Genomic DNA, 16,462 nt, shown 5'->3' with positions numbered 1-16,462 from the left:
CCCTTTTCGTATCGTAACACTAATCAACCCGCTGATGCACAAACAAAAAAGGCGTACCAACGGGTGTCAGTACGCCTTTTTTGACGGTTTTTAACAGAAATTAACGCGCGATAAACAGCGGCTTGCCGCTCATTTCCGGCGGAATTTCCATGCCCATCAGTGAAAGCATAGTTGGCGCGATATCAGATAATTTACCGCCTTCAACCGCTTGTGCATTTCCGCCGATATAAATCAGCGGAACCGGCAGGCTGGTGTGTGCAGTGTGTGCCTGACCGGTCGCCGGGTCACGCATTTGTTCTGCATTACCGTGGTCGGCGGTAATCAGCAACTGACCACCCACGGCTTTCACTGCGTCCACAACCTGAGCAACACATTTATCGAGTGCTTCAACGGCACTCACTGCTGCGTCGTAAACGCCGGTATGACCGACCATGTCGCCATTCGGATAGTTACAAATGATGGTGTCGTACTTACCACTGCTGATTGCGCCGAGCAGCTTTTCCGTCAGTTCAGCAGAGCTCATTTCCGGTTGCAGGTCATAAGTCGCCACGTTTGGTGATTTCACCAGAATACGGTCTTCGCCTTCAAACGAATCTTCCATGCCCCCGTTAAAGAAGAAGGTGACATGGGCATATTTCTCAGTTTCGGAAATACGCAACTGCGTTTTGCCGTGCGCCATCAGCCATTCACCCAGCGTATTTTTCAGTGATGCCGGTGGATAGGCGCAAGCTGCGTTGATGTCTGCAGCATATTCGGTCAGCATGATGAAATCGCCGAAGTTGATGACTTTTTCGCGGGCAAAACCATCGAAATCCGGACTGATAAAGGCGCGGGTGATTTCGCGGGCCCGGTCTGCGCGGAAGTTCATGAAGATCAGTGCATCGCCGTCATTGATGGCCGCGGATTCTTCACCTGCTGCCTGCAATACGGTTGGCTTCACGAATTCATCATTTTCATCACGGGCATAAGCGGCCTGCAGACCCGCCAGTGCATTATCGGCAGTAAATGCGCCTTTTGCCTGTGACATCAAATCATAGGCCAGTTGCACGCGATCCCAGCGGTTATCGCGATCCATGGCGTAATAACGGCCCACGATTGACGCAATACGACCCGTACCGATTTGTGCGAATTTCTCTGAGAAGCGTTTCAGCGCCGCTTCAGCGCTGCGTGGTGGTGTATCGCGACCATCCAGGAAGGCATGCAGATAAATGGCTTTCGCGCCACGGCGTTGTGCCAGTTCGACCATCGCCATGATGTGGTCTTCGTGGCTGTGAACGCCGCCCGCAGATAACAGACCCATAATGTGAACCGCTTTACCTGCGGCGATTGCGCGATCAACAGCGCCAGTCAGTACGCTATTATTAAAGAAGTCGCCTTCTTTAATTTCTTTGTCCAGACGGGTGAGATCCTGATACACGATGCGGCCGGCACCTAAATTGACATGGCCTACTTCGGAGTTTCCCATCTGACCATCAGGCAGACCGACGTCCAGCCCGGATGCGGCGATAAGGGTATGCGGGTGAGTGGCCCACAGATTATCCATGACGGGGGTTTTGGCATTCAGAATTGCGTTATCTTGTTGTTCTTCACGATGCCCGTAGCCATCCAGAATCACCAGAACCATCGGTTTTTTGTTGCTCGACATGTCAATTGACCTCAGTTTAAAAGATGAAATGCTCAATAGGCTCGCCAGTTGCAACGGCATGAACAGGCGCGGCTAAATGCACTCAGGCGGGCTGATTTTACCCCAGCGCCGTGTGTGAATAGCCCGAGGAGATCAAAGATGAGGCGGGGTGAGGGTTAACTTTCGGCATAAAGCCGTGTTAATTTTCCAGGATGTGCCGCAGATTGTGGCATTCACCCGCGCTTACTGGCTGTATTTGCTCCGACGCGCAGGTATACTCTGAAGCCTTGAATTTTCCCCCAACTGACGGGAGTTGCTACACCCCATGCAAGATATTATGCCATTCATCAGTGCGCATCCGGTTCTCAGCCTGGCGTGGGTTGCGTTACTGATTGCAGTAATTGTGACCACCTTTAAAACACGTTTTTCTAAAGTTAAAGAGATCACCCGTGGCGAAGCAACCCGCCTGATTAACAAAGAAGATGCCATCGTTGTCGATGTTCGCGCGCGTGAAGAATTCCGCAAAGGCCACATCGCTGAATCACAGAATGTTTTGTCTGCTGACATCAAGAACAACAACCTGGGTGAGCTGACCAAACATAAAGCACAGCCTGTTATCGTGGTTTGTGCCACAGGACAAACTTCCCGCACTGCGGCTGAAGGCCTTATTGCTGCTGGTTTTGAGCGCGTGTTTACACTCAAAGAAGGTATCAGCGGCTGGAGCAGTGAAAACCTGCCTTTAGTGCGCGGTAAATAAGACATTAAGCCAACTGCTACGGCACTCAATTTTACGACTCTGAGGTGGAACCCATGGCAAAAATTGAAATCTACACCAAGGCAACCTGCCCTTATTGCCATCGTGCGAAAGCTCTGCTTAATAGCAAAGGAGCTTCATTCGATGAAATCGCTATCGACGGCGATGCAGATAAACGTGAAAAAATGATCGCCCGCAGCGGTCGTTCAACCGTTCCTCAGATTTTTATCGATGGGCAGCATGTCGGCGGTTGTGATGATTTACATGCACTTGATGCACGCGGTGGCCTTGACCCAATGCTGGGTTAATAAAGGCGGCGGCTGTTTTTCATTAAGTGTTTAAAAGGACTATTAACCCGAGGGTACTACTCACATGTCAGAACAAAATAACACCGAGATGGCTTTCCAGATCCAACGTATCTACACCAAAGACATCTCTTTTGAAGCGCCAAATGCGCCTCAGGTTTTCCAGCAAGACTGGCAGCCAGAAGTTAAACTGGATCTTGATACCGCTTCCAGCCAGCTGGCTGAAGGCGTATATGAAGTCGTCTTGCGTGTGACGGTAACTTCTTCACTGGGCGACGAAACTGCGTTCCTGTGCGAAGTTCAGCAGGGTGGTATCTTCACTATCTCCGGTATTGATGGCAACCAGATGGCGCATTGCCTGGGTGCATATTGCCCGAACATTCTGTTCCCGTATGCCCGTGAGTGCATCACCAGCCTGGTTTCCCGCGGTACCTTCCCGCAACTGAACCTTGCACCTGTTAACTTTGACGCTCTGTTCATGAACTATCTGCAACAGCAAGCTGAAGGCGAAGGTGCTGAACCGCATCAGGATGCCTGATGAAAACCGTCAATGCGTCAATGACAGTGATCGGTGCCGGCTCGTACGGCACCGCTTTAGCGATTACTCTTGCCAGAAATGGCCATCCCGTTGTGCTGTGGGGACATAATCCCGACCACATCAACGCATTACAACGTGCCCGTTGTAATCAGGAATTCCTTCCTGATGTTCCGTTCCCCGATAATCTGTTGCTCGAAACCAATCTGTCTGTCGCGTTAGCGGCCAGCCGTAATGTGCTGGTTGTGGTACCCAGCCATGTATTTGGTGACGTTTTGCGTCAGCTGAAACCCCATTTGCGCCCTGATGCGCGCGTGGTATGGGCGACGAAAGGGCTGGAAGCAGAAACCGGCCGTCTGTTGCAGGATGTCGCGCGCGAAGAACTCGGTGATGCCATTCCGTTAGCGGTGGTTTCCGGGCCGACATTCGCCAAAGAACTGGCGGCAGGTATGCCAACGGCAATCTCACTGGCCGCCACTGATGCCAGTTTTGCCGAAGATCTGCAGCAATTGCTGCACTGTGGCAAAAGCTTCCGTGTTTACAGCAATCCCGATTTTATCGGGGTTCAGTTGGGCGGTGCGATTAAAAACGTTATCGCGATTGGTGCCGGAATGTCCGATGGTATCGGCTTTGGGGCTAATGCAAGAACCGCGCTGATTACCCGTGGTCTGGCTGAAATGACCCGCCTGGGTTCCGCTTTAGGCGCTGATCCGGCCACATTTATGGGCATGGCAGGCTTGGGTGATTTGGTGTTAACCTGCACAGATAACCAGTCCCGTAACCGTCGCTTTGGCATTATGCTGGGGCAAGGCAAGGATGTTCAGACTGCTCAGGACACCATCGGTCAGGTTGTTGAAGGCTATCGCAATACGAAAGAAGTACGGGCTCTGGCGCAGCGTAATAACGTTGAAATGCCAATCACTGAACAGATTTACCAGGTCTTGTACTGCGGTAAAGATGCGCGTGAAGCGGCGATCAGTTTGCTTGCCCGTGCGAGCAAGGATGAAAAACACAGCCACTGAAAGGCATCTGCAGAATAGCCACCTTGTTGGTATTCCCGACAGGGCGGCTTTTTATTACCCGAACTTGCAAAGTCGTAAGGAAAAGTGATGTCGCTAGAAGAATTAGAACTGGTCTGGAATAACATTAAATCAGAGGCGAGAGCGCTGGCTGAGTGTGAACCGATGCTGGCCAGTTTTTTCCATGCGACGTTGCTAAAACATGAAACGCTGGGCGGCGCGTTGAGCTACATTCTGGCCAACAAGTTGGGCAATCCGATTATGCCTGCGATGGCGATCCGTGAAGTTGTCGAAGAAGCCTATCGCAACGACGAACAAATGATCCTCTCTGCTGCCCGTGACATTCTGGCTGTGCATCAGCGTGATGCGGCAGTCGACAAATATTCCACCCCGTTACTCTATCTGAAAGGATTCCACGCGCTGCAGGCATACCGTATCGGTAACTGGCTGTGGAAGCAGGATCGTAAAGCGCTGGCGATTTATTTCCAAAATCAGATTTCAGTGTCATTCGGCGTAGATATTCACCCGGCGGCGCGTATTGGCTGCGGCATCATGTTTGACCACGCCACCGGGATTGTCATCGGTGAAACGGCCGTGGTTGAGAATGACGTATCGATTCTGCAATCTGTGACGCTTGGTGGTACAGGAAAAACCTGCGGTGACCGCCACCCTAAAATCCGTGAAGGCGTCATGATTGGTGCCGGTGCGAAAATCCTCGGCAATATTGAAGTGGGTGCTGGTGCGAAAATCGGTGCGGGCTCAGTCGTGTTGCAATCAGTTCCTCCGCACACCACGGCTGCAGGCGTTCCGGCGCGAATTGTCGGGCGTCCGGAAAGCGAGCGTCCTTCCATGGATATGGATCAGCATTTCAACGGTATTGCGCAGGGTTTTGAATTCGGCGACGGTATCTGACGGGCTTTCAGATGGCATGAATTTGCATGCCATCTTCTTCACTTCCATTCCGCTATTCTTTCAGCAATGCGCCCGGATATCCCAGTTGACGCCAGGCTTCATAAACCACCACAGAAACAGCATTCGACAAGTTCATGCTGCGACTTTCTGCGCGCATAGGAATGCGAATTTTCTGCTGTGCGGGCAGATTATCCAGAATAGACGCCGGTAAGCCGCGAGTTTCAGGGCCAAACAGCAGGAAATCATTATCCTGATAGCTCACGGCGCTATGCGCTGGCGTGCCTTTGGTTGTCAGGGCAAAAAGACGTTGTGGATTTTCGCTGCTGAGGAAAGCGTCATAATTAGCGTGATGCTTTATATGGGCGAATTCATGGTAATCGAGCCCGGCACGGCGCAGACGTTTATCGTCCCAGCCAAAGCCCAAAGGTTCGATGAGGTGAAGCTGACATCCGGTGTTGGCACACAGGCGGATAATGTTGCCGGTGTTGGGCGGGATTTCTGGTTCAAATAAAACAATGTTAAGCATGCGTCCCCCTGATAGAGGGACGCAGAATAGCAGAATCTTAACGCTGGTGCAGCGGCAGCCAGATAATCAAACGAAGGCCGCCCAGCGGGCTGTCTTCGGCTTTTACCTTGCCTCTGTGCTGCTGAACCGCGGTATCCACGATCGCCAGCCCAAGGCCGGTGCCGCCGGATTCCCGATCACGCGCTTCATCAGTGCGGTAGAACGGACGGAAAATCTGTTCACGATCTTCTTCACTCACACCAGGGCCATCGTCATCAACGGTGATAGTGATCCCTTCACTGTCGTGGGCGAAGTTCAGGACAATGTGATGATGCGAATAACGCAGGGCGTTACGGATGATGTTTTCCAGCGCACTGTCGAGAGCCGCAGCATTACCGATCAGTTTCCATGGGCCAGGTGGCGACGTGACCTCAAGGTTTTTACCCATCTGTTCGGCTTCAAACTGTGCATCATCAATCACACCCGCCCACAATTCGCTGGCCTTCAGGGTTTCGCGCGATAATTCATTTTTATGCTGGCTGCGTGATAACACCAGCAGGTCATTGATCATGCCATCAAGGCGCTGAGCCTCATTTTCGATACGTTGCAGCTCTTTACCCTCACCATGACGACGTCTCATCAACGCGGTGGCCAGTTGCAGGCGCGTCAGTGGGGTACGTAGCTCGTGTGAGATATCCGAAATCAGCCGTTGCTGTGCTGTTACCATTCGTTCGAGTGCGCTGACCATCTGGTTGAAACTGGCACCTGTCGCAAGGAATTCCTGCGGTCCGGCTTCGAGTTCCGGATGCTGCTTGAGATTGCCGCGTGCAACGTCGTCTGCGGCGTTTTTCAGCTTACGTGCAGGTTTTGCCAGGCTCCACGCCAGCCAGAGCAACAGCGGGGCGCTGATCAGCATGGTGACGATTAGCAGCAATAGCGGACGGTCGAACATCAGGTTGATAAAATCAGACTGAGAACTGCTGGCGGGGCGCATCAGGTAAAGCTGGTAGTTGTCTTCGCCATCACGAACGGAGAAAGGCCCCACCATTTCGACGCGACCATATTTTTTCTTCTTTGGACGATCTGAGTTATCCGACTGGCCGATAAAGTTACGTACGATCTGCATTTCATTGCGCTGAGCGCCAATAACGCGCCCTTCGCTGGTCACCAGCAACAAGCGTTGACCCGGCGGTGCCCATTTGTCGATGGCACGGAACAACCGGCGCCACCACATCAGGTCATTGGCAGGATCGGTCGCCAGTTCAGCTTCAACGTGTTGTTCAATCATCAGGCCTTGCCGCTGCTCGTTATCAAGCAACGGCGTAATCTGGCGTGAATCGAGTTTCGGCACCATTAATACCAGCATCAGCACTAAGGCTAATGTGAACCAGAAAATGGCAAAAATACGTGCCGTAAGACTGTTTATCATGAAGCAGAAACCATCAGATAACCGCGTCCACGCAGGGTTTTAAACCATGGATGTCCGTCCTGACGATCGGGTAATTTACGGCGTAAATTGGAGATGTGCATATCAATAGCACGGTCAAACGGCGTCAGACGTTTACCCAGCACTTCCTGACTCAGATGTTCGCGGGAAACGACCTGTCCGAGATGTTTTGCCAGTAAGTACAACAGGGTGAATTCAGTGCCGGTTAAATCCAGCGCTTCACCGTTAAAGCTGGCTTCCTGACGGCCGGGGTTCAGTTGTAAGCCATCGACTTCAAGCGTCGGTGAACCGTTGTTCTCATTGGTTTGCTGCTGTTCGCTCCAGTTAGAACGCCGCAACATGGCCCGGATACGTGCCACAAGCTCACGGTCGTTAAACGGTTTTGGCAGATAGTCATCGGCACCCAGTTCGAGGCCGAGGACACGGTCTAATTCACTGCCACGAGCAGTTAACATAATCACTGGCGTCTGATGGCGCTGGCGTAATTCTTTAAGGGTTTCAATGCCGTTTTTCTTCGGCATCATCACGTCAAGTAACAGAAGATCGATGGTATTATCGATTTTCTCTAATGCCTGCTCACCGTCGTAAGCCACTACAACATTAAAGCCTTCCATTTCGAGCAATTCTTTCAAAAGTGAAGTCAGTTCACGGTCGTCATCAACTAACAAAATTTTATTCATTGTATTTACCTCTAGACGCAAAATACGTCATCAATTGCCGCTATTCCATGACTTTACGTACTTTTACAAGCACTGACGCTTGTTTGCAGCAGCAGGTTTAGACTGCTTTTCAATGATTCGCGATGAAGCGATAAAGACTTTAGGAGTATGTGATGTTTAAGGCAGCTTCATTCGGTTTGGCCACGCTTCTGACGCTGAGTTCAGGTGTCGTTTTAGCAGATGGTGCGAAACCAGTGTCGGCGATGCCAGCAGAACATGATAGCACGATGTTGGATAAGCCTCAGGAACGCAACACCATGTTTGATGGTGTAAATCTTACTGAGCAACAGCGCCAGCAAATGCGTGACCTGATGCACCAGGCTCGTAAAGATCTACCCCATGTAAATGTAGAACAGATAGAAACGATGCACAGGCTGGTTACCGCCGAAAAGTTTGATCAGGCCGCCGTGCGAGCACAAGCTGAATTAATGGCTCAGGAGCAGGTGGATCGTCAGGTCGAAATGGCCCGCATCCGCAACCAGATGTTTAATCTGCTGACCCCTGAGCAAAAAGATGTATTGAACCAGAAACATGAGCAGCGCATGAAACAGATGCAAATGCAGTTATCTGGATTACAGCCCTCTTCTGCCCAGAAGACGAGTAGTACCAGCACGACCGAGTAAGATCCCTGTTTTTCCTTGCCATAGACACCATCCCTGTCTTCCCCCATCGAAAGGTGGGGTTTTTTTTGTCCTCAATTTGGGTTGGATTTGCAGAACAGGAAATTAACAAGGTGGAAATGTGATCGTAACGAACTGGAAATATCTTGTAAAAGCCGTATGAATCAGTAAATTGCGATGTACCGAGCGGTGTATGCGTATTCTTGCTGACTTGAATCAATTCAGCACCGGTGTTTTGTTATACTATAGGCTCAAACGCTAATAAGCCCTTTTGGCTGCATAAAAAAAATTCGCCCAACAGGCTGGCTCAAGATTCTTAAGAAATTGCATCTACAAGTTCAGAGGTAGTCATGATCAAAAAAATTGGTGTACTGACAAGTGGTGGCGATGCCCCAGGCATGAATGCTGCGATCCGTGGCGTTGTCCGCGCCGCTTTATCTGCAGATTTGGAAGTCTACGGTATTGAAGATGGCTACCTCGGCATGTATGAAAACCGCATGCGCAAACTGGATCGCTACAGCGTCTCCGATATGATCAACCGTGGCGGTACTTTCCTGGGTTCAGCACGTTTCCCGGAATTCCGTGATCCAGAAATGCGTAAAGTTGCGCTGCAGAATATGAAAGACCGTGGTATCGATGGCCTTGTGGTTATCGGCGGTGACGGTTCATATGCCGGTGCAGACCTGCTGACCAAAGAAGGTGGCATCCGTTGCATCGGCCTGCCAGGCACAATCGATAACGACGTTGCGGGCACTGACTACACTATCGGTTTCTTCACGGCGCTGGGCACAGTGGTTGAAGCCATTGACCGTTTACGTGATACCTCCTCTTCACACCAGCGTATCTCTATTGTTGAGGTGATGGGCCGTTATTGCGGTGATTTGACCTTAGCAGCAGCGATTGCCGGGGGTTGCGAATTTATCGCTATCCCTGAAGTTGAATTCAAACGTGATGATCTGGTTGCTGAAATCAAAGCCGGTATCGCGAAAGGCAAAAAACATGCCATCGTTGCCATCACCGAGAAGTTAGATGACATTGAAGAACTGGCTAAATACATCGAGAAAGAAACCTGTCGTGAAACGCGTGGCACGGTATTAGGTCATATTCAGCGTGGCGGCGCACCTGTCGCTTATGACCGTATCCTGGCTTCCCGCATGGGTGCGTATGCTGTTGACCTGTTGCTGGAAGAAGATCGTGACTATTCTCAGGGCGGTTTCTGCGTGGGTGTTGAAAACGAGAAAATGGTTCACGAACTCATCTCGATTTGTATCGCGCCAGAGAACAAGAAAAGCAAATTTAAAGAAGACTGGTACGACACGGCGAAAAAACTTTTCTGATTCAGCTTATTGCGTGTTTAAAAGAACCTCCTTTGCGGGAGGTTTTTTTTCGCCACTCTTTTTGTTTATTCCATAAAGTAATAGAAAAAAACCTTTTATTCTTTATGTGTTTCGTTTTTATCTGGCACGCTCTCTTTAACGAACAAATAAATGAAATCCATAGAAACTATTTCGGGAGAGTACGATGCGTAAATGGGCTGCAGGTTTGGGATTGCTGTTGGTGGCAACCGGAGCAATTGCCAAAGATATTCAGATTCTGAACGTGTCATACGATCCAACCCGCGAATTCTATGAACAATATAACAAGGCATTCAGTAAATACTGGCAGGGCAAAACCGGTGATACCGTCACCGTACGCCAGTCGCATGGTGGCTCAGGCAAACAGGCTACGTCAGTAATTAATGGCATTGAAGCGGATGTGGTAACACTGGCGCTGGCTTATGACGTTGATGCTATTGCAGAACGCGGCCGTATCGATAAAAACTGGATCACCCGCCTGCCGGACAACTCTGCGCCTTACACGTCCACCATTGTGTTCCTGGTGCGCAAAGGCAACCCGAAACAAATTCATGACTGGAATGATTTGATCAAACCGGGTGTATCGGTGATTACGCCGAACCCTAAAACGTCTGGCGGCGCACGCTGGAACTATCTGGCAGCCTGGGGTTACGCGTTGCATCACAACAACAATGACAAAGCGAAGGCTCAGGATTTCGTGAAAGCATTGTATAAAAACGTCGAAGTGCTGGACTCCGGTGCACGTGGCGCAACGAATACTTTCGTTGAACGTGGTATCGGTGATGTGCTGATTGCCTGGGAAAACGAAGCGTTGCTGGCAACAAAAGAAGTCGGCAAAGATAAGTTCGAAATCGTCACGCCAAGCGAATCGATTCTGGCGGAGCCAACGGTTTCTGTGGTTGATAAAGTCGTGGATAAGCGTGATACCCGTACAGTGGCGGATGCTTACCTGAAATACCTGTACTCGCCGGAAGGCCAGACTATCGCGGCAGAAAATTATTACCGTCCGCGTGATCCGGAAGTGGAGAAGAAATTCGCGGCTGAATTCCCGAAACTGAAACTGTTCACCATTGATCAGGTTGCAGGTACCTGGGCTGAGGCGCAGAAAGACCATTTTGCGACAGACGGAATTTTCGACCAAATCTCCAGGCGTTAATCGCCATGTTACAGGCAATAAAAAACCCCGGCATGCCGGGGTTTTTTATTGCGCAGAAGAAACAGGCTTACGCTTGTTTAGCTTCAGCAGCGGCTTTCACGATCACAGCGAAAGCGTCTGCTTTCAGTGATGCGCCGCCAACCAGTGCGCCATCGATGTCTGGCTGGGTGAACAGTTCAGCAGCATTTGCAGCGTTAACAGAACCGCCGTACTGGATGATAACTTGTTCAGCAACCGCAGCATCTTGTTTCGCGATGTGGTCACGGATGAATTTGTGAACAGCCTGAGCCTGAGCCGGGGTGGCAGATTTGCCGGTACCGATCGCCCAAACAGGTTCGTAAGCGATGACTGCGCCTTCGAATGCTTTCGCACCCAGAGTGCTCAGAACCGCGTCCAGTTGTTTAGCGCAAACGACTTCAGTTTTGCCTGCTTCGTTTTCTGCTTCGGTTTCACCGATGCACAGAACAGGAGTCAGACCCGCTTCTTTCAACACGCCGAATTTTTTCGCGATGAACTCATCACTTTCTTTGTGGTAAGTGCGGCGTTCTGAGTGACCGATGATGATGTATTGCGCACCGATGTCTTTCAGCATGTCGGCAGAGATTTCACCGGTGAATGCGCCAGACAGGTTAGCATCAACGTTCTGAGCACCCAGCGCAATACGGCTGCCAGCCAGAGCGTGTTTAGCCTGTGACAGGTAAACTTCTGGTGGAGCAATTGCAACGCCACAACCTACAACTGTGCTCAGTTCAGTACGCAGAGCAGCAATCAGTTCGTTAACCATGTGGGTGCTGCCGTTAAGCTTCCAGTTACCCATCACTAATGGATGTCGCATGTTTTTTCCTCCAAAAGGGGACGCGAGTGTCGATTAAAATTTCTGCCAAATAAGCAGATTACCTGTGCAACAGTATAGAGATCATTGGTCATAAAGGCTTTGCTTTTTGTCATTAAAAACCGTCATCTCACGGCTCAGCAAGCGCCAGCTTGACCGGCTCAACGGCGAATGTCAGTCCTTTTTCGCCATTGTCTGAAATGACAAAACGCACCGCGCCTACCTCCTGCTTATAAAACTGCTGACCTTTTCCTTTTTCGATCAGAGAAGCGACTCTTGCCACGCTTTGCTCGGTGGATAATGTGGCGTCGAACTGACGCATCAGGTTAGCCATATAGCTTATCGCCAGCGTGCGTGCGGCCTTTTCTTCAGCCCCCTGAATCGGCAGATAGGTGATTTGCAGCGTTTTGATTTTACCGGTGCCTTTTTCCAGTGCGGTCGAGGCATACAGGTTTTCATTAATCTTGCTGGCAGCGCGGGTCAGGGAACTGTTTGGAGATTTATCACTGATCGACCGGAACTCGCCAATCTGCTGGGTCGGATTGGCTTCATTGTATTTGGCGCGAAAATTGATCAGCGTCGTTTCAAAGGTGGGTGCGCCAGCAAGCAGGTAAGGGGCTTTTGGCATCTCCTCTGCGCCAGAGTGATCGACCGGCGGATCGGCGAGTGCACTATTCTGGCAAGCGAGCATAAGCAGCGCGGGCAGCGCCAGTCGTAATAAGGATTGAGCAACAGTCATAGGGCGTTTCTTATTTTGTTTCAACAGTCCGATTAAAGCGGGGAACGGGGGGTAATGTCAAAAGGAGTGCGTAAAGATTCTCGTCATCGCTGCCCGTGAGTTACACTCCGCCTGTTTTAATATTTTACTCCCCTTGTACTTTACGGAACGGACTGCCAATGACGTTACAGCATGCACTGTTTTCTTTTAACGGCCGCCTGGGCCGCCGCGATTTCTGGCTCTGGATGGTTAGCTGGTTGATTCTGATGGTGGTTGATTTCTTTTTTGCCGCACAGGAATGGATTACCTATCAGTCCGCCGGATTCGCGCTGGTGGTTTTACTGTGGCCGACTGCCGCAGTGTTGGTGAAAAGATTGCATGACCGCAATAAATCGGCCTGGTGGGCGCTGCTGTTTGTGCTGGCGTGGATGCTGGTGGCGGGTAACTGGGCAGCGGCGATGCCGCAGACGTGGAGCTGGGTTCTGGGCCGGCTCGCGCCATCAGTGATTTTCATCATGTTGCTGATCGACTGCGGCGGTTTTACCGGCACACCGGGCGCAAATCGCTTTGGCCCGGAACCGGACGACGTTAAATTCCGCTAGTTTCGCGGTAACAGACTTACCAGTAATGCTCGCTGGTCATATGGCCAGGCTTACGTTTGAGATGTTTGCGCATACCCCGCGTGTCTTTCAGTACTTGCTGGGTATCGCGAACCATCTGCGGATTGCCGCACAACATCACGTGGCTGTCCTCTGCCAGCATCTTAAGGCCGACAGCCGCTTCCAGTGCACCACTTTCAATCAGCGCAGGCACGCGACCGGTCAGCGAACCGGAAATCTCCTCGCGACTGACCACGGTCTGGATATGGAGTTTGCCCTCATAACGGCGTTGCAGTTGCTGCATTAATGGCAGATAGCTGAGATCTGCTGCAAAGCGTGCCGCGTGAACCAGAACAATATTCTTGAACCGCTCCAGTCCGATACCTTCCTGCAAAATAGACAGATACGGCCCGATAGCGGTACCGGTTGCCAGCATCCACAGGGTCGCGCATTCAGGCACTTCTTCAACCACGAAAAATCCGGCGGCTTCTTTGGTGATGTTGATTTCGTCACCGGGCTGCATCACGTGAAGCCGCGGGCTGAGTTTTCCTTCCGGCACATTCACCAGATAAAACTCCAGTTCGCCGCTGGAGGGTGGGTTTACATAGGAATACGCGCGCTGCACCCGCTCGCCGTCAATATCCAGCGAAAGTTTGGCGAACTGGCCAGCGGTAAAAGGATCGATGGGCGCATTGACCGTGATGCTGAACAAATTGTCTGTCCAGTGCTCAACTTTTTTGACTTTTCCTGTCACCCAATCAGCCATAAAAAACTCCCGTGGTTTCTGATTTCTTCATGTAGTGAGAAATATGAATTGCAAAATTATGTCCTGATTTTATTTCAAATTTTCCGAATCCCGTATCGGTTAAATGTTATCAGCCTGTTCATCACCCGTTAGCCAATATCGATTTTCGTACACCCTGCGTTACACATGTGGTTCCCGCTGCTGCCAGTACAGGTTGAGAAGAGTTTCCTACAACACTCGCTTATTCATATTAATTTGTTAACTTATGCGCCGCTGTAGTCTGGCTGAATTTACTGGTTATTTGTTCTGCACTTTTCCAATCTTATTTGATAATGAACTGAAAAATGAAAAATCTGGAAAATATCCACCTGCTTATCATGCTCATTTTGCTGGTGGCTGTCGGGCAAATGGCACAAACCATTTATGTGCCGAATATCGCGGACATGGCCACCAGTCTGGCCGTGAAACCGGGCGCGGTACAGCGGGTGATGGCAGCCTATCTGCTGACATACGGCGGCTCGCAACTGGTTTACGGCCCGCTTTCCGATAATATTGGCCGTAAACCGGTGATCCTCACCGGCCTGATGATTTTCCTGATTGGTGCGGCGGGCGCGATGATGTCAACGAGCCTGAATATGCTGATCGCCTTTGCAGCCATTCAGGGGTTGGGCACCGGTGTGGCGGGCGTAATGGCGAGAACCATGCCGCGTGATCTCTACAGTGGCGGCGCGTTGCGCCATGCCAACAGCCTGCTGAACATGGGCATTCTGATCAGCCCGCTGCTGGCGCCGGTGATTGGTGGCGCACTGTCAGCGTGGTTAGGCTGGCGGGCCAGTTTTGGTTTCCTGCTGATTCTGTGCGCCGGTGTGGCGTTTTCGATGTACCGCTGGTTGCCGGAAACTCGTCCGGAATTCACTGCCGACCATCCGCCGCGCAACATGCTGGGCAGCCTGCGTTTATTGCTGGCCGACGCCAATTTCAGCCGCTATCTGGTGATGCTGGTCGGTGCACTGGCCGGTGTGGCGGTGTTTGAAGCCAGTTGCGGTGTGCTGATGGGCGGTGTCCTCGGGCTGAGCGGTGTGATGGTCAGCGTACTGTTTATCCTGCCGATCCCTGCTGCCTTCTTTGGTGCCTGGTATGCCGGGCGGGCGGAGAAAAGTTTCCAGCAACTGATGTGGCATTCGGTCATCAGTTGTCTGCTGGCCGGTCTGGCGATGTGGATCCCTGGCTGGCTGGGTATCATGAATATCTGGACGCTGGTGGTGCCGGCTTCGCTGTTTTTCTTTGGCGCTGGCATGTTGTTCCCGCTGGCGACCACCGGTGCAATGGAGCCTTTCCCGTATCTGGCGGGCGCGGCCGGTGCGCTGGTTGGCGGATTGCAGAATATGGGGTCAGGGCTGGTAGCATGGATGTCGGCGATGTTGCCGCAAACCGGTCAGTTCAGCCTCGGGTTACTGATGTTTACGATGGCATTGCTGATTTTACTGTGCTGGTGGCCGATGTCGAACCGTAGCCAGCATGAAGGACATACTGCCTGATGGTGCAAAAGCAGGGCGCTGATGGCCCTGCTTTTTGATGACCGGAAGGAAGTTGATCAGATAATAAATTCGTGCAGCGCAGCGTCTTTTCGGTCGAGGTAATGGGTCGAGCGGATACGGCGGATGGTGCGGGATTTTCCGCGGATCAGCAGCGTCTCGGTGGTCGCCATGTTTCCCTGACGGCTGATGCCTTCCAGCAGGTCGCCTTTGGTAATACCGGTCGCGGAGAAAATCACGTTATCGTTACGCGCCATATCATCCAGCAGCAGCACTTTACCGGCCTCGATCCCCATCGCTTTACAGCGCGCCAGCTCTTCTTCGCCGATACGACGGTTTTCCGGTGTATCGCCTTTCACATCATGACGCGCCAGCAAACGGCCCTGCATATCGCCATCCAGCGCACGGATCACCGCAGCGGAAATCACGCCTTCCGGCGCACCGCCGATGCCATACAGCACATCCACTTCACTTTCCGGCATGCAGGTCAGGATTGTCGCCGCCACATCGCCGTCCGGGAATGCGAACACACGCACGCCTGACGCCAGCATTTCGCGGATGGCGTCGTCGTGACGGGGTTTTGCCAGAACAGCGACGGTCAGTTCGGTCAGCGGTTTATCCAGCGCTTTAGCAATATTGGCCAGATTCTCTGCCAGCGTCAGTTCGAGATTAATTGCGCCTTTTGCGCCCGGCCCGACGGCGATCTTTTCCATGTACATGTCGGGTGCATTGAGGAACGAACCTTTGTCGCCAACTGCCAGCACAGCCAGTGCATTGGACTGGCCCATGGCGGTCATGCGTGTACCTTCAATGGGATCGACCGCGATATCCACCGCGTCGCCGTTGCCGGTACCGACTTTTTCACCGATATACAGCATCGGCGCTTCATCAATTTCCCCTTCGCCAATCACGATAGTACCGTCGATATCGACTTTATTGAGCATGATGCGCATGGACTGAACGGCAGCGTTATCGGCAAGGTTTTTATCGCCACGACCCAGCCATTTGTAACCGGCGAGCGCGGCAGCTTCGGTCACGCGGGAGAACTCGATTGCTAATTCACGTTTCATTGGAAAGCCTGT

The 16,462-nt window shown here is 51.7% G+C and carries 18 protein-coding genes; 10 read left to right on the top strand and 8 right to left on the bottom strand.

Going from position 1 to position 16,462, the window contains the following annotated elements:
• Window positions 1–100: 100 nt before the first annotated feature.
• Complete coding sequence (gene gpmM / locus GW591_RS23525) at window positions 101–1,645, bottom strand: 2,3-bisphosphoglycerate-independent phosphoglycerate mutase (RefSeq protein WP_037035330.1); 1,545 nt, start codon at window positions 1,643–1,645, stop codon at window positions 101–103.
• A gap of 304 nt (window positions 1,646–1,949) precedes the next feature.
• Between gpmM and GW591_RS23520 the strand changes: the two genes are divergently transcribed.
• The 5 genes from GW591_RS23520 to cysE all read left to right on the top strand — a co-directional run bounded on the left by GW591_RS23520 (window position 1,950) and on the right by cysE (window position 5,149).
• Window positions 1,950–2,381, top strand: a complete 432-nt coding sequence (locus tag GW591_RS23520) for a rhodanese-like domain-containing protein (protein WP_013577604.1) — start codon at window positions 1,950–1,952, stop codon at window positions 2,379–2,381.
• A 53-nt stretch (window positions 2,382–2,434) separates the two neighbouring features.
• Complete coding sequence (gene grxC / locus GW591_RS23515) at window positions 2,435–2,686, top strand: glutaredoxin 3 (RefSeq protein WP_013577603.1); 252 nt, start codon at window positions 2,435–2,437, stop codon at window positions 2,684–2,686.
• 64 nt (window positions 2,687–2,750) lie between these two features.
• Window positions 2,751–3,221, top strand: a complete 471-nt coding sequence (secB, locus tag GW591_RS23510; RefSeq protein ID WP_013577602.1) for a protein-export chaperone SecB — start codon at window positions 2,751–2,753, stop codon at window positions 3,219–3,221.
• Window positions 3,221–4,240, top strand: a complete 1,020-nt coding sequence (gene gpsA / locus GW591_RS23505; RefSeq protein WP_013577601.1) for an NAD(P)H-dependent glycerol-3-phosphate dehydrogenase — start codon at window positions 3,221–3,223, stop codon at window positions 4,238–4,240. The genes secB and gpsA overlap by 1 nt, the downstream gene beginning before the upstream one ends.
• Before the next feature lie 87 nt (window positions 4,241–4,327).
• The gene (gene cysE / locus GW591_RS23500) at window positions 4,328–5,149 is read left to right on the top strand and encodes a serine O-acetyltransferase (RefSeq protein ID WP_013577600.1); all 822 of its coding nucleotides are present in this window, start codon (window positions 4,328–4,330) and stop codon (window positions 5,147–5,149) included.
• A 52-nt stretch (window positions 5,150–5,201) separates the two neighbouring features.
• Here cysE and trmL read toward each other — a convergent pair whose 3' ends face one another.
• Genes trmL through cpxR form a run of 3 tightly spaced genes read right to left on the bottom strand, consistent with a single transcriptional unit; the run spans window position 5,202 to window position 7,781 of the window.
• The gene (gene trmL, locus GW591_RS23495; protein ID WP_013577599.1) at window positions 5,202–5,675 is read right to left on the bottom strand and encodes a tRNA (uridine(34)/cytosine(34)/5-carboxymethylaminomethyluridine(34)-2'-O)-methyltransferase TrmL; all 474 of its coding nucleotides are present in this window, start codon (window positions 5,673–5,675) and stop codon (window positions 5,202–5,204) included.
• Window positions 5,676–5,712: 37 nt separating this feature from the next.
• Window positions 5,713–7,083, bottom strand: a complete 1,371-nt coding sequence (gene cpxA, locus GW591_RS23490; protein ID WP_119262198.1) for an envelope stress sensor histidine kinase CpxA — start codon at window positions 7,081–7,083, stop codon at window positions 5,713–5,715.
• The gene (cpxR, locus tag GW591_RS23485; RefSeq protein WP_013577597.1) at window positions 7,080–7,781 is read right to left on the bottom strand and encodes an envelope stress response regulator transcription factor CpxR; all 702 of its coding nucleotides are present in this window, start codon (window positions 7,779–7,781) and stop codon (window positions 7,080–7,082) included. The genes cpxA and cpxR overlap by 4 nt, the downstream gene beginning before the upstream one ends.
• 152 nt (window positions 7,782–7,933) lie before the next feature.
• Here cpxR and cpxP point away from each other — a divergent pair, with 152 nt between their 5' ends.
• The 3 genes from cpxP (at window position 7,934) to GW591_RS23470 (ending at window position 10,951) form a co-directional block, all read left to right on the top strand.
• Window positions 7,934–8,443, top strand: a complete 510-nt coding sequence (gene cpxP, locus GW591_RS23480) for a cell-envelope stress modulator CpxP (RefSeq protein ID WP_013577596.1) — start codon at window positions 7,934–7,936, stop codon at window positions 8,441–8,443.
• Between the two features lie 347 nt (window positions 8,444–8,790).
• The gene (gene pfkA, locus GW591_RS23475; protein ID WP_013577595.1) at window positions 8,791–9,777 is read left to right on the top strand and encodes a 6-phosphofructokinase; all 987 of its coding nucleotides are present in this window, start codon (window positions 8,791–8,793) and stop codon (window positions 9,775–9,777) included.
• 184 nt (window positions 9,778–9,961) lie between these two features.
• Entirely contained in the window at window positions 9,962–10,951 is a 990-nt protein-coding gene (locus GW591_RS23470) for a sulfate ABC transporter substrate-binding protein (RefSeq protein ID WP_112197345.1), read from the top strand.
• Window positions 10,952–11,018: 67 nt separating this feature from the next.
• On the opposite strand, the gene tpiA is transcribed toward GW591_RS23470, so the two are convergent.
• Together tpiA and GW591_RS23460 are read right to left on the bottom strand one after the other, a co-directional pair.
• Entirely contained in the window at window positions 11,019–11,786 is a 768-nt protein-coding gene (gene tpiA, locus GW591_RS23465) for a triose-phosphate isomerase (protein ID WP_166861437.1), read from the bottom strand.
• Window positions 11,787–11,913: 127 nt separating this feature from the next.
• The gene (locus GW591_RS23460; protein ID WP_013577592.1) at window positions 11,914–12,522 is read right to left on the bottom strand and encodes a DUF1454 family protein; all 609 of its coding nucleotides are present in this window, start codon (window positions 12,520–12,522) and stop codon (window positions 11,914–11,916) included.
• Window positions 12,523–12,680: 158 nt separating this feature from the next.
• Here GW591_RS23460 and GW591_RS23455 point away from each other — a divergent pair, with 158 nt between their 5' ends.
• On the top strand, window positions 12,681–13,103 hold the full coding sequence (locus GW591_RS23455) for a DUF805 domain-containing protein (protein ID WP_013577591.1): 423 nt from the start codon (window positions 12,681–12,683) through the stop codon (window positions 13,101–13,103).
• Between the two features lie 16 nt (window positions 13,104–13,119).
• On the opposite strand, the gene fpr is transcribed toward GW591_RS23455, so the two are convergent.
• Window positions 13,120–13,866: a ferredoxin--NADP(+) reductase gene (gene fpr / locus GW591_RS23450; RefSeq protein ID WP_112152574.1), complete on the bottom strand. Its 747-nt coding sequence runs from the start codon at window positions 13,864–13,866 to the stop codon at window positions 13,120–13,122.
• Window positions 13,867–14,189: 323 nt separating this feature from the next.
• On the opposite strand from fpr, the gene emrD reads away from it, so the two are divergent.
• Window positions 14,190–15,383, top strand: a complete 1,194-nt coding sequence (gene emrD, locus GW591_RS23445; RefSeq protein WP_119262196.1) for a multidrug efflux MFS transporter EmrD — start codon at window positions 14,190–14,192, stop codon at window positions 15,381–15,383.
• A gap of 56 nt (window positions 15,384–15,439) precedes the next feature.
• On the opposite strand, the gene glpX is transcribed toward emrD, so the two are convergent.
• On the bottom strand, window positions 15,440–16,450 hold the full coding sequence (gene glpX / locus GW591_RS23440) for a class II fructose-bisphosphatase (RefSeq protein ID WP_013577588.1): 1,011 nt from the start codon (window positions 16,448–16,450) through the stop codon (window positions 15,440–15,442).
• Between the last annotated feature and the right edge of the window lie 12 nt (window positions 16,451–16,462).

This window comes from Rahnella aceris (assembly GCF_011684115.1).
GTDB classification, from domain to species: Bacteria; Pseudomonadota; Gammaproteobacteria; order Enterobacterales; family Enterobacteriaceae; genus Rahnella; species Rahnella aceris.
The sequence above is the reverse complement of the archived record's forward strand: the minus strand, read 5'-3'. Positions and strand labels throughout refer to the sequence as shown.

Coding starts and splice junctions, on each gene's coding strand:
- gpmM (WP_037035330.1), bottom strand. CDS start 1,645: ATGTCGAGCAACAAAAAACCGATGGTTCTGGTGATTCTGGATGGCTAC.
- GW591_RS23520 (WP_013577604.1), top strand. CDS start 1,950: ATGCAAGATATTATGCCATTCATCAGTGCGCATCCGGTTCTCAGCCTG.
- grxC (WP_013577603.1), top strand. CDS start 2,435: ATGGCAAAAATTGAAATCTACACCAAGGCAACCTGCCCTTATTGCCAT.
- secB (WP_013577602.1), top strand. CDS start 2,751: ATGTCAGAACAAAATAACACCGAGATGGCTTTCCAGATCCAACGTATC.
- gpsA (WP_013577601.1), top strand. CDS start 3,221: ATGAAAACCGTCAATGCGTCAATGACAGTGATCGGTGCCGGCTCGTAC.
- cysE (WP_013577600.1), top strand. CDS start 4,328: ATGTCGCTAGAAGAATTAGAACTGGTCTGGAATAACATTAAATCAGAG.
- trmL (WP_013577599.1), bottom strand. CDS start 5,675: ATGCTTAACATTGTTTTATTTGAACCAGAAATCCCGCCCAACACCGGC.
- cpxA (WP_119262198.1), bottom strand. CDS start 7,083: ATGATAAACAGTCTTACGGCACGTATTTTTGCCATTTTCTGGTTCACA.
- cpxR (WP_013577597.1), bottom strand. CDS start 7,781: ATGAATAAAATTTTGTTAGTTGATGACGACCGTGAACTGACTTCACTT.
- cpxP (WP_013577596.1), top strand. CDS start 7,934: ATGTTTAAGGCAGCTTCATTCGGTTTGGCCACGCTTCTGACGCTGAGT.
- pfkA (WP_013577595.1), top strand. CDS start 8,791: ATGATCAAAAAAATTGGTGTACTGACAAGTGGTGGCGATGCCCCAGGC.
- GW591_RS23470 (WP_112197345.1), top strand. CDS start 9,962: ATGCGTAAATGGGCTGCAGGTTTGGGATTGCTGTTGGTGGCAACCGGA.
- tpiA (WP_166861437.1), bottom strand. CDS start 11,786: ATGCGACATCCATTAGTGATGGGTAACTGGAAGCTTAACGGCAGCACC.
- GW591_RS23460 (WP_013577592.1), bottom strand. CDS start 12,522: ATGACTGTTGCTCAATCCTTATTACGACTGGCGCTGCCCGCGCTGCTT.
- GW591_RS23455 (WP_013577591.1), top strand. CDS start 12,681: ATGACGTTACAGCATGCACTGTTTTCTTTTAACGGCCGCCTGGGCCGC.
- fpr (WP_112152574.1), bottom strand. CDS start 13,866: ATGGCTGATTGGGTGACAGGAAAAGTCAAAAAAGTTGAGCACTGGACA.
- emrD (WP_119262196.1), top strand. CDS start 14,190: ATGAAAAATCTGGAAAATATCCACCTGCTTATCATGCTCATTTTGCTG.
- glpX (WP_013577588.1), bottom strand. CDS start 16,450: ATGAAACGTGAATTAGCAATCGAGTTCTCCCGCGTGACCGAAGCTGCC.